Below are 10,953 nucleotides of genomic sequence, written 5' to 3' on the forward strand. Positions count from 1 at the left end.
GCCGTCAGAGGAGGTCGCGCGGCACCCTCCGATGCCAATTCCGCGACACCAGCCGCCGTTGCCCCTCGAACCCGTCCAACTGCGCGTCGATCACAAACTCCTCCGGCGTACAGCTCACCCGCGTATAAGTCTCCGTCCGCACCAGCCAGTCGTCCCGCTCGAAAGTCACCGTCCACGACGTCTCCGCGACCGGCGAACAGAAGTCGTCCGCCACCCACGTGTAGCGCTCGTGCACGTCCCGCGTGATTTCCAGGCCGATGTCGTCGTACCGGATCGTGCCGGAGTTCTTCACCACGTCCAGCGCCGAGCGGTACTCGACGAGGTCCCGCGACACCGTCCACGCCTGCTCCGGCTGGCTGACCTGCGTGGTCGGCACCGGCGGCGTCCCTTCCGGCTCGCCGAACTCCTCCGGTGGGACCTCGTCCGGTTCGCCGGTCGGCCGCACCGGCAGGGTCAGCGCGCTCGCGCCGGTCCGCACGTTCAGGGTGACCGGCTCCGGCGGCGGCCACGCGAGCGGCCAGTACGAAGTGGACAGTGCTAGCCGGATCCGATGGCCGGCCGGAAACGCTTGCGCCACCCCGTTCAGCTCGAAGTCCACAGTGCACTCTTCACCCGGGGCAAGCGGTTTCGGTTCCTCGTGGCCGTCCCTGTGCGTCAGGTTCAACAGACCGTACGTGACCCGCGTCGCGCGGCCGTCGCGGGCGATGTCCGACAGCCTCGCGGCCACCATCGCCACCGGCCGGTCCGCCGAAACCCGCAGCCGAACCCTCGGCGCGCCAAGGATCTCGCAACGCTCGGTGAGCACGTCCGTGTCGAACACGAGCGACCCGCCGTCCTCCTCCCGCTGGTCGTACGGCAGGTCCGGCGGCGCGCTGTAAGAAGCCCACTTGCCGGCGAACTGCCCGACCGACAACGGCGACGCGACGCTCAACTGTTCCTCGGCCACCGACTCGCCGGGTCGCGCGAGCCGGTGCCGCGCGAGGGCGTACTCCGTCGGCCGGACATGCGGCGAAGGCCATTCCGCCTCGCCGACCCAGCGGCCGGGACGGTCCTCATAGGACGTCGACGGCGGCACGCTCTCCTGCATCCACGTGCGCAGCACCGGCCCGTCCAGCACGCCGTTGTCGACGTCCTTGAGCCAGTAATCCCACCAGCGCACCACCTCCTGCAGGTAGCCGATCGCCGGACCGGGCTCGCCGAGGTGCGGGTACTTGTGCGACCACGGCCCGATCAGCCCGCGGCACGGCACGTCGAGCCGCGCCAGCAACCGGGTGACCGCGTTGGAATACCCGTCGGCCCAGCCGCTGGACGCGAGCACCGGACACCGCACCCCGGCGTAGTCCTCGGAAACCGAGGCGTGCCGCCAATAACTGTCCCGGCGCTGGTGGCGCAGCCATTGCTCGGCCCACAGGCTGCAGTTCTCCAGCCGTTCCCGCCACAGGTCGCGCCAGCGCTCCCCCACCAGCGCCGGGTCCGGCGGCATCGTCGCCTCGCCGAACATCGTCCCGGACTCGGCGATGTTGTCCGACAGCAGGCAGCCGCCCATGTAGTGCATGTCGTCGGCGAACCGGTCGTCGGTGAACGAAGAGATGACGATCGCGCCGAGGCTCGGCGGTTTCCGCGCCGCGACCTGCAGCGCGGCGAACCCGCCCCACGACAGGCCCATCATGCCGGTGCGCCCGCTGCACCACGGCCGGCCGGCGAGCCAGGCCAGCACGTCCTCGGCGTCCTGTTGCTCCTGTTCCAAGTACTCGTCCGCGAGCACGCCCTCCGATTCCCCGGAACCGCGCAGGTCGACGCGCACGCAGGCGTAGCCGTGCCCGGCCAGGTAAGGATGGTGGACCGAGTCGCGGACAGAGGTCAGGTCTCGCTTGCGGTACGGGATGTACTCGACGATCCCCGGCACGGGCAGCGATTCCGATCCGGCGGGCCGCCAGATCCGCGCCGCGAGCCGGGTGCCGTCCGAAACCGGGATCCGGACGTCCTCGTCTTCGATGATCTCGTACGGCAGCGAGGAAAGTGCGCGCGTGATCATGCCTGCCGGGTACCCGGCGCGGCGCCCCCGAAACGGTGTTGCCGACAGCGGGAGAACGGGTACCCGTTCCGCATGATCAGCATGAAAGCCCAGCTGTATCAGACGTACCTGCGCGCGACGAGGCAGAAGGCCTTCTACGACGACGCCCGCGTGCTGCACCAGCGCCTGCACCGCCACCAGCGGCCGTCGCAAGCCCGGCCGCCGCGGAAGCTGCGCAAGCACTTCGACCTCGAACGCCGCGAGGTGCACGGGTTCGCGTGCTGGACCGTGCGGCCGCGCGCCAAAGCCGGGTTGCACGTGTTCCATCTGCACGGCGGAGGATACGTCGAGGAAATCGAATCGCACCATTGGGAGTTCGCCGCTGACCTCGTGCGCCGGCTCGGCTGCACGGTCACGCTGCCGATCTACCCGCTGGTCCCGCGGCACAGCAACGTCGAAACGCTTCCCATGGTGCAGGCCGCGTTCGAGCAGACACTCGGCGCCGAACCGGCGGAAAACACCGTCCTGTCGGGAGATTCCGCCGGTGCCGCGCTCGCGCTGTCGGTCGCGCAGCGGCTCCGCGACGAGGGCCGCCAGCAGCCGAAACAGACCGTGCTGCTCTCGCCGTGGCTGGACGTGACGCTGGAAGACCCGATTTCCGTCGTACTGGACGAACACGACCCGATGCTCGGCATCACCGGCCTGCGCGAAGCGGGCAACATGTACGCCGAGGGCACCGACCCGCACGACCCGCGGATCAGCCCGCTCTACGCGGATCTGACCGGGCTCGGGCCGTTCAGCCTGTTCATCGGCACCCGCGACGTCCTGCTGCCGGACGCCCGCCGCTTCGCCTGCCGCGCCCGCGACGCCGGGATCGACGTCGACTACGCCGAGTACCCAGGCATGTTCCACAACTGGCTGATGCAACAGATCCCCGAGGGCCGCCAGGCCCGCAACCACTTGGAACGCATCCTGCGCCGGTAATCCCCCATGGCCCCGGCGTCATTCCAGCGGCAGCGACCCGCCGCGACGACTCGTCCGTAGTCGTCGCGGCGGGTCGCTGCTTCGTCCTCGTTGCGGGCAGCGCGGACAGTGCCTAGAACCTTCGCCATGTGCCGTCCCGTTTTCACCGCTTCCTCCCCGGACTTCGCCGTGTTCGCCGCACGCTGACGTCCCTCCACGCGTTCTTCCACAGCGGGTTCTCACAGCGCGTCTCGACGTCGCCCTCGACCCTCTCCCTTCTCGTTCAGTCCTCGAATTCGAAGCGCAGCCTTTCCTCGCACTGCCGGTACTTGGCCTCAAGTTCTTCCTCGGTGTCCGCGCCGATGATCAGCTCCGCCAACTCGAAGGAGTAGCTGTCCTGCTCCGGCAGCTCCGACAGCCGCTGGCCCGTCTCCGGCGTGATCGAGATCGTCGTGCCGCCGAGTTCCTCGCACAGCGCGACGATCTCGGCCTCGGTCGGGATCCGGGTCGCCACCGCGTCGCCGTCGAAGCGGCGCAGGTAGCAGCGACCGGCGATGTGGTAGCGCCCGCGACCGCGCGGGAAACCCGGTTCCTGGCCGAGCCCGAGCCGGACCATGATCTCGTGGTTGGCCACGCCGTCGACCAGCTCGAACAGCTCCGCATGCGACTGCGAGTGCCGCGGGTTGATCTCCAGCAAGCTCACCTGCCCGGACTGCAGGTCGCAGAAGAACTCGATGCTGAACGTGCCGTTCTCGAAGCCGATCTGGCGCATCACGCGCTCGGCGATGTCCGCCATCCGCCGGACCGTCTCGTCCGGCAGCTGGGACGGGTACTGGTGCCGCAGAAACGACGACCGGCCGGGGAAATCGACCGAATCGAGCGCGGCGTACACGTGCACCTCGCCCTTCCACACGTACCCCTCGACCGCAGCCTGCACCCCGTACAGTTCCGACTCGGCCAGGCACGCGGCCCCGCCCACCTCGGCGATCTCGGGCGGCAGCTCGACCTGGCGCAACACGTCCTCGAACGGGTCCCCGACCCGTCCGACACCTTCCCGGAGTTCCCCCGCGGCGGCCGCGAAGCCTTGCTGGTCCCGCACGTGAAACGCCAGTTCCGACGAGAATCCCTTGACCGGCTTCAGCCACATCGGGAAATCCACCCCCGTCGGCGGCTGCGGCTCCCCGCCCAGGTCGACGATGCCGAACGGCGGCAGCTCGTCGATCACCTGCCGCTGCTCAAGCCTGCTCCAGTACTTGTGCTCGCATTTGAGCACCGCGGGCAGCGGCACGTGCGGAAGGCCGTATTCCTCGCACAGAAGCGGCGCCATCGTCGCGGCCGGGAAGTCCCAATAGGTCACGATCGCTGCGGGTGCGCCGCCAAAGTCTTCCAGCTGCCGGCGGGCCTTCTTCATCAGGTCCGGGAAGTCGATCTCGCCGTGCTGCAGTTCGTCCGGGCTGAGCAGCGGGCGGAACCCCAGCCCGGCCGCAGACGGGAGTCTTTTCAGAATGCGCTCGTTCTCCTCGTCAAGACCGAGCACGAACACGTCGTCAGTCATCTTCAACTCTTCCGTCAAGTCAGCTCTTCCGGCCGGTCAGCGCGTCGCGGATCCTGTCGGCGAACGCCGCGCCCGGCGCGAGAATCCAGATTCGCTGGCGGCTTGCTCGGCGCGTGGGAATACGGCCTGGTCGGCGCGACCTTCTCCGTCGCCAACACCCGCTCGCCCAGCCGGTCCAGTTTCTCGGCCGAACACACCTCCCGAAGCCGCGGCAGCAGGTCCTTCTCCTCATCCTTGATGTGGTGGCGAACGTCGGCGACGATCGCTGGGTTCTTGCGCTCCAGCAGCTTCATGATCTTCTCGGCCTCGGTGTTCCTCTCGCTCTCGTCGCCGTCGTCGAGGTACTTGCGCGCCCCGCCGGGTACATGAGCTGTTCCGCGACGGAATGCCGGACGAACTCGGCGATCAGGTGGTCGACCACGTCTTTCCGGTTGCCCACCTCGGGTTCGCTCTCGAGTTCGGCGAATGCGCGCTCCACGTCGCGGTGCTCGTCGGTGATCACGGTCGGTTCCGATGCGCGCGACCATGCTGTCTCCTCGGTCTCGGGAAGTCTCCGGATACCCGCCGCGGCGGAAGGCAACCCCCGGAGTTCGTCTGTCCTTTGCGCACTCTCGCGAAGCCGGTCGGCGCCACTGCCCGAACGTCGCGGACGTACCAGCGCGTCCCGGGCAAAGAGGACTTCGACCTCCCGCCGCCCGGCCGGTGGCCCGAAACCGGGCACGTGGTGGTTGTCCCTCTCACGGCCCCCTGATGTTTCTCCGCCACGCCGCCGGGTAGTCCGCGGGCGAATCGGACAGCCGACGGAAGGACGAAGTCCCATGAGCACCGTGACCGAGCATGCCGACGTGCAGGTGCCCGTATCGACTGCCTACGACCAATGGACCCGGTTCGAATCGTTCCCGCACTTCATGGAGGGTGTCGACGAAATCCGGCAGCTCGACGACACGCACACGCGCTGGAAGGTGTCGGTCGGCGGCGTGACGCGCGAGTTCGACGCCACGATCACCGAGCAGCACCCGGACGAGCGCGTGGCATGGGCGGCGGACTCCGGGCCGACGCACGCGGGCGTGATCACGTTCCAGCGCCTCGAAGCCGACACCACCCCCGTCACGGCGCAGATGGAGACCGATCCCGAGGGGTTCGCGGAGAACGCCGCCGACAAGCTCGGCCTTATCGACCAGCGCGTCAAGTGCGACATGGAGCGGTTCAGACGTTCATCGAGCAGCGTGGCGGGCAGCAGACCGGCTCCTGGCGGGGTGACGTCCAGCCGCCACCCGGCGCTGACCTCAGTTCCCTACGTGTTCTCGCGCCTGAAACGGGTAACCGGCGCGTATGAGCACAGAGCAGCTCGTCGTGATCGGCAGCGGGCCGGCCGGGGTTTCGGCCGCCCGTTCTTACCGCGAAGCCGGCGGGACCGGCGAAGTCCGGCTCCTCAGCGCCGACCCCGACCTGCCCTACGAACGGCCTCCGCTGTCGAAGGACTTCCTGCGCGGGGAGACGACGCTGGACCAGATCTCTCTCGCGGACAACGAGGTCTGCCGCGACCTCGACATCGGGCTCGTACTCGGGGATCCGGTCGTGGAACTCGGCGACGGCGAAGTGCGCACGGCGGCAGGCCTTCGCCGCCCGTTCACGCAGTGCGTACTCGCCACCGGTGCCGAACCCGTGCGGCCGGATGTGCCCGGCACGGAGCATGAAACCGTGCGGACGCTCCGATCGCGGCGCAGTTCCTCCGAACTCCGCGACGCGGCGACGGACGCGGAGGAGGCGATCGTCGTCGGCGCCGGGTTCATCGGCTGTGAGGCGGCGGTTTCCCTGTCCCGGCTCGGGTTGCGCGTCACGGTGCTGTGCCCGGAGACCGTGCCGCAGCGGCAACGTCTCGGCGAGGACGCGGGCGAGCTGATCGCGAACTGGCTCGACGCGGAGAACATCCAGCTGCTGCGCGAAACCAGCCTGGCGGCCATCGCCGACGGACGGCATCTGCGCACCGACACCGGCGAGGAACTCGACACCGACCTGGTGCTTCTGGCCACTGGCGTCCGCCCGCGCGTCGAGCTGGCGGAAAAGGCCGGACTGGCGCTCGGGCAAAGCCGGATCCGAACCGACGAACACATGCGCACCAGCCGTCCGGGGATCTACGCGGCGGGCGACGTGGCGCTCGCGCACAACGCGGCTGCCGGACGGGCATTGCCCGTCGAACACTGGGGAGAGGGGCTGGCCATGGGAGAAGTCGCCGGCCGCACGGCCGCGGGCACTGACGCGGCGTGGGACGCCGTGCCGGGGTTCTGGTCGGAGATAGGCGATCGGACGCTCAAATACGCCGCGTGGGGCGACGGATACGACCGCACGCGGCCCGTTTCGCGCGACAGCGGCGCGCTCACCGTGTGGTACGAGCGCGACGGGGTCGTGGTGGGCGTGCTCACTCACGAGGCCGACGAAGACTACGAACGAGGCAGCGCCCTGATTCGCGAGCACCGTCACCCGGAGGACGCACGATGACCTTGCTGGAGGATGCTCCGCCCAAGCCGCTCCCGCTCCCCCGCACTCCGGAAACGCTGGACGAGGAACTGCGGAGGATGCTCCCGAACGGCGCGCTGGACCTGCCAGTGCCGGGACGTGGGGCGCTGCGGCAACGGTGGCGCGCGCTCGCCGGGTTCGGCCGCCGCGACCTCGCTCTCGGCCGGCTCGCCGAGGGCCACACCGACGCGATCGCGATCCTCGCCGAAGCGGGTCTCGCGGCGGAACCTCTGGCGCTGTACGGCGTGTGGGCGTCGAAATCCGGCGGCACCGGCTCCGAACTCCACAATGGACGGTTGTCGGGCGTCACCCGGTTCTGTTCCGGGCTCACGACGCTGGACCGCGCTCTCGTCGCGGCCGGTGACCAGCTCGTGGAGGTCGACCTGTCCGCGCGCGGCGTCCGGCGGCATCCCGGCGCGTGGCAATCGCTCGGCATGGACGCCTCCGACAGCGGCGACGTGGTGTTCGAGGACGTCCCGGTGCTGCGTGAAGTCGGGCCGCCCGGCTGGTACGTCGCGAGGCGCGGGTTCGTGCTCGGCGGGACCGGCGTCGCGGCGGTATGGCTGGGCGGGGCGGCGGGGGTGGTCGACAGCGTGTGCGTGAGCCTGCGCGGCAAGGCGGACGAGCACCAGCTCGCACACCTCGGCGCGCTGCACGTCGCGCTGCGAGGTTCGGAGGAACTGCTCACCGCGACCGCGAGCGCGATCGAACGGGCTGCGGACCCCGGGTCGCAGAACGACACGTGCCGCGCGAGCGTCGAACGGACCGCACGCGAGGTGGTCGACCTGGCACCCCGCATCACCGGGCCCGGGCCGCTGTGCCGGGACCGGCGGTTCGCGCAGCAGGTGGCGGATCTGCAGGTGTTCATCCGCCAGCATCACGGCGAACGGGACTTGGCGGCGCTGGGCCGCGCCGTGCTCGCGGAGGGACGCGCATGAGGCCGTTCGTGCCCGAAGACGAGTGGACGCGCGCTTTCCCCGACTGGCCGGAGCAGGAGTTCCGGCGGGCGCTGGTCGTGGCCGCACACCCCGACGACGAAACGCTCGGCGCGAGCGGGCTCCTCCAGCATCTGCACGCGGCGGGCACCGAGGTGACGCTCGTCGTCGCCACCGACGGCGAAGCCGCTTTCCCTGATTCCGGTGCCGCCGAACGCGCCGAGCTTGGCCGTGCGCGACGCGGAGAGCTGGAACGTTCCCTTGCCGCGCAAGGACTCGACGTCGAGCCGATCTGGCTGGGCCTGCCCGATTCCGGGCTCACCGCACACACCGGGGAGCTGACCGGCGTTCTCCGCGAGCACGCCGCGGGCCGCGATCTGTGCCTGCTGCCGTGGCCCGGCGACCCGCATCCGGACCACCAGGCCGCCGGACGAGCGGCGCTGGCCGCGGCGCCTGCTTCCGCGCACCGCTGGTCGTATCCGATCTGGATGTGGCACTGGCGGGCGCCGGACGCACCGGACATCCCGTGGCAGCAGGCGTGTTCCTACCGGCTGACCTCCGCCGAGCGCGCCGCGAAAGCGGCGGCCGTCGGCGAGTTCGCCACGCAGCTGCGGCCAGGACCTCGCGGCGAAGACCCCATCCTCCCCCGCGAGGTCCTGGCGCACTTCGACCGTCCGGTCGAGACGTTCTTCCGGCAGCCGCCCGAAACCTCGGCCCCGGTCGAGCGGTTCGCCGCGCTGTACCAGGACGACACGGACCCGTGGCAGGTCGAGACCAGCTGGTACGAGAGGCGGAAACGGTCGCTGCTGCTGGGGTCGTTGCCGCGCGAGCGCTACGGCACCGTCGTGGAACCGGGCTGCGGGACCGGGGTGCTCACCCGGGAACTGACCGGACGGTGCGATCGGCTGATCGCGTTCGACCCGGTCCCGGAAGCAGCGGAGCGGGCGCGGGCGGCGGTGCCGGGAGCGGAGGTCCACGAGGGTCTCGTTCCGCACGCGTTGCCGTCCGGGCCGGTGGATCTGTTCGTGTACAGCGAATTGCTCTACTACCTCGGCGAAGCGGACCTCGGGAAGACGATCGAAGCGTCCGTCGCCGCGCTGCGACCCGGCGGTGACCTGGTGGCCGTGCACTGGCTGCCGTGGGCGCCCGAGGCACCGTACGACGGCACCGCCGTCCACGAGCGGCTCGCCGGGCACCCCGCGCTGGAAACGCTGGTCACCCACGTCGACGAGCAGTTCCGCCTGGATGTGCTGAGGCGGCGATGATCGCCGCCGTCGGAGTCGTCGTGCCCGCGCGCGACGAGGCCTCGTCGGTGTCCCAGTGCCTGCACGCCGTCCGGCGGTCGCTGCTGCGGCTGCCGGTTTCGATGGAACGCGTCGTGGTCGTGGTCGCCGACCGCTGCACCGACGACACCGCCGCCCGCGCCCGGTCGCTGGCCGAGGTCGTGGCGACGAACGCGCCGCGCACCATCGGCGAGATCCGCGATCTGGGCTGCAGCACGGCCCTCTCCCGGCTTTCCGCGCGGGAAGTACTGCTGCTCAACACCGACGCCGACACCGAAGTGGACCCGCGCTGGGCGGCCCGGCACCTCGCCCGCGCCCGGCACGGCTGGCATGCCACGACCGGCCCGGCGCACCTCGCCGGCACGGTGCCGGGCGGCCCGGGCGCGGCGGCGCGGTACCGCGAGATCGTGAACACGAAGGAGAACGTCTACGGCGCCAACCTCGCCGTCCGAGCCGACGCGTACGCCGCCGTCGGCGGGTTCGGCCCGGTGTCCACCGGCGAGGACCACTCGCTGTGGCGGCGGCTCAGGGAAGCCGGATACCGGGTCGGCACGGACCCGGGCACCGTCGTGCACACCAGCGCCCGGCTGGCCGGCCGCGCCCCCGAAGGCCTGTCGTCGTTGCTCCGCCGGCTCGCCTTAGACGGGTGACCGGACGGCGAGCGGCGCTGGTCCGGCCTAGGCTGGCTGGGTCGCAAAAGCGACGTGGTGAAACGGTGCGGTGCCGTCGTGCCAGAACCGGGCGTAAGTGCCGTCTGAGGCAAGCAATTCGGCGCGCTTGCCGGTTTCGGTGATCCGCCCGCCCTCGACGACCAGAGTTTCACCACCAGCGGCATCGCACTGCTCGTCCTGGCCGCCCGCTCCCCGCACGCCGCCATCGCGGTCGTCGCCCTGGAAGGCCTCGCATTCGCCGTCCCCTCGGACTCGCCTTCGCCTACGCAACACGCCTGCGCTCGCGAGCAGCCCGAGAGCAACTACGACAACAGTGATGCGGTCGCAGTTGCTCCGGCGGATCTGACAAACGGTGTCCACGGGCGGGGTAGATTGCATCCCGCGAAGGTGCGGACATAATCCGTTCCCGCTCCCGGTTTCGCAGTTGCGCAGAGATGCCGCGATCTTGTTCTGTGGGGAGCGCTGGGTGGTTGTGCGAAGGGCTTCAGGTGAGGCGGCGGGTACCGGGCCTGGGACGTCGCGACCGGCCTCACGGGTACCTACAGCCACTCGACCGAAGCCGTAGCGGACGTCCGCGAGCCTGACCTCGACTGAACCGTCGAGCACGACGGGAATCACGGCGACCAGCCGACGAAATTTTCATATACCGTGACTATCCGGCCGGCAAGCGGGACATCGTGACATTCGATTGTGAATTTTCGCCGCTGCGGAGCCGGGTAATCAGGATGATTTCCTGACCCGAAAAAAGACTCTCTTCGGAACTATTTTCCGGAAACCGAGTCCTTTCCGCTGGATCGCTCGATATCCTAGTTGCTGCCGGGAGGAACGGACAGTCGTCTGAGGGCCGGTGCCCCGGGCGCCACCCACACCCCGCGCCTGGTGGCCACCGCCGACGACCGGCTCATCCACCCGGCGCTGGGAACGGCCGTGGGACCCGGAAACCTGGGCCGCACGCCAACACTTCGCGCCCCTCGGCATCGGCGACGACGAAGCGCCGCGCTACACCGACCAGGAC

The 10,953-nt window shown here is 70.0% G+C and carries 10 protein-coding genes and 1 pseudogene; 6 read left to right on the forward strand and 5 right to left on the reverse strand.

Annotation, left to right across the window (positions count from 1 at the left end; genetic code table 11):
- Positions 1 to 4 precede the first annotated feature (4 nt).
- Entirely contained in the window at positions 5 to 2,035 is a 2,031-nt protein-coding gene (locus A4R44_RS44085; protein ID WP_067595412.1) for a CocE/NonD family hydrolase, read from the reverse strand.
- Positions 2,036 to 2,107: 72 nt separating this feature from the next.
- Between A4R44_RS44085 and A4R44_RS44090 the strand changes: the two genes are divergently transcribed.
- Positions 2,108 to 2,998, forward strand: coding sequence for an alpha/beta hydrolase (locus A4R44_RS44090; protein WP_067595414.1), 891 nt, complete (start codon positions 2,108 to 2,110; stop codon positions 2,996 to 2,998).
- Between the two features lie 262 nt (positions 2,999 to 3,260).
- Here A4R44_RS44090 and A4R44_RS44095 read toward each other — a convergent pair whose 3' ends face one another.
- Genes A4R44_RS44095 through A4R44_RS52925 form a run of 3 tightly spaced genes read right to left on the reverse strand, consistent with a single transcriptional unit; the run spans position 3,261 to position 5,034 of the window.
- A complete protein-coding gene (locus A4R44_RS44095) occupies positions 3,261 to 4,532 on the reverse strand; it encodes an acetyl-CoA carboxylase biotin carboxylase subunit family protein (protein ID WP_067595430.1) in 1,272 nt (423 codons plus the stop codon).
- A 14-nt stretch (positions 4,533 to 4,546) separates the two neighbouring features.
- Positions 4,547 to 4,825 carry a hypothetical protein gene (locus A4R44_RS52920; RefSeq protein ID WP_369806089.1) on the reverse strand — a complete coding sequence of 93 codons (279 nt, stop codon included), beginning with the start codon at positions 4,823 to 4,825 and terminating at the stop codon, positions 4,547 to 4,549.
- Positions 4,822 to 5,034: a hypothetical protein gene (locus tag A4R44_RS52925; protein WP_369806090.1), complete on the reverse strand. Its 213-nt coding sequence runs from the start codon at positions 5,032 to 5,034 to the stop codon at positions 4,822 to 4,824. Before A4R44_RS52925 ends, A4R44_RS52920 begins: the two co-directional genes overlap by 4 nt.
- Positions 5,035 to 5,350: 316 nt before the next feature.
- Between A4R44_RS52925 and A4R44_RS47155 the strand changes: the two are divergent.
- From A4R44_RS47155 to A4R44_RS44125, 5 genes and pseudogenes are all read left to right on the forward strand, one after another.
- Positions 5,351 to 5,868 (forward strand): annotated as a pseudogene (locus tag A4R44_RS47155) (SRPBCC family protein).
- Positions 5,865 to 7,031, forward strand: a complete 1,167-nt coding sequence (locus A4R44_RS44110; RefSeq protein ID WP_067595418.1) for an NAD(P)/FAD-dependent oxidoreductase — start codon at positions 5,865 to 5,867, stop codon at positions 7,029 to 7,031. Before A4R44_RS47155 ends, A4R44_RS44110 begins: the two are co-directional and overlap by 4 nt.
- Positions 7,028 to 7,987 carry an acyl-CoA dehydrogenase family protein gene (locus tag A4R44_RS44115; protein WP_067595420.1) on the forward strand — a complete coding sequence of 320 codons (960 nt, stop codon included), beginning with the start codon at positions 7,028 to 7,030 and terminating at the stop codon, positions 7,985 to 7,987. The genes A4R44_RS44110 and A4R44_RS44115 overlap by 4 nt, the downstream gene beginning before the upstream one ends.
- Positions 7,984 to 9,249, forward strand: a complete 1,266-nt coding sequence (locus A4R44_RS44120) for a bifunctional PIG-L family deacetylase/class I SAM-dependent methyltransferase (protein ID WP_095214002.1) — start codon at positions 7,984 to 7,986, stop codon at positions 9,247 to 9,249. Before A4R44_RS44115 ends, A4R44_RS44120 begins: the two co-directional genes overlap by 4 nt.
- On the forward strand, positions 9,246 to 9,917 hold the full coding sequence (locus A4R44_RS44125) for a glycosyltransferase family 2 protein (protein WP_067595422.1): 672 nt from the start codon (positions 9,246 to 9,248) through the stop codon (positions 9,915 to 9,917). Before A4R44_RS44120 ends, A4R44_RS44125 begins: the two co-directional genes overlap by 4 nt.
- 27 nt (positions 9,918 to 9,944) lie before the next feature.
- Here the strand turns inward: A4R44_RS44125 and A4R44_RS48720 are convergent, their stop codons facing one another.
- Positions 9,945 to 10,298, reverse strand: coding sequence for a hypothetical protein (locus tag A4R44_RS48720; protein WP_157905165.1), 354 nt, complete (start codon positions 10,296 to 10,298; stop codon positions 9,945 to 9,947).
- Between the last annotated feature and the right edge of the window lie 655 nt (positions 10,299 to 10,953).

This window comes from Amycolatopsis sp. M39, from assembly GCF_001651785.1.
Classification (GTDB): Bacteria; Actinomycetota; Actinomycetes; order Mycobacteriales; family Pseudonocardiaceae; genus Amycolatopsis; species Amycolatopsis rubida.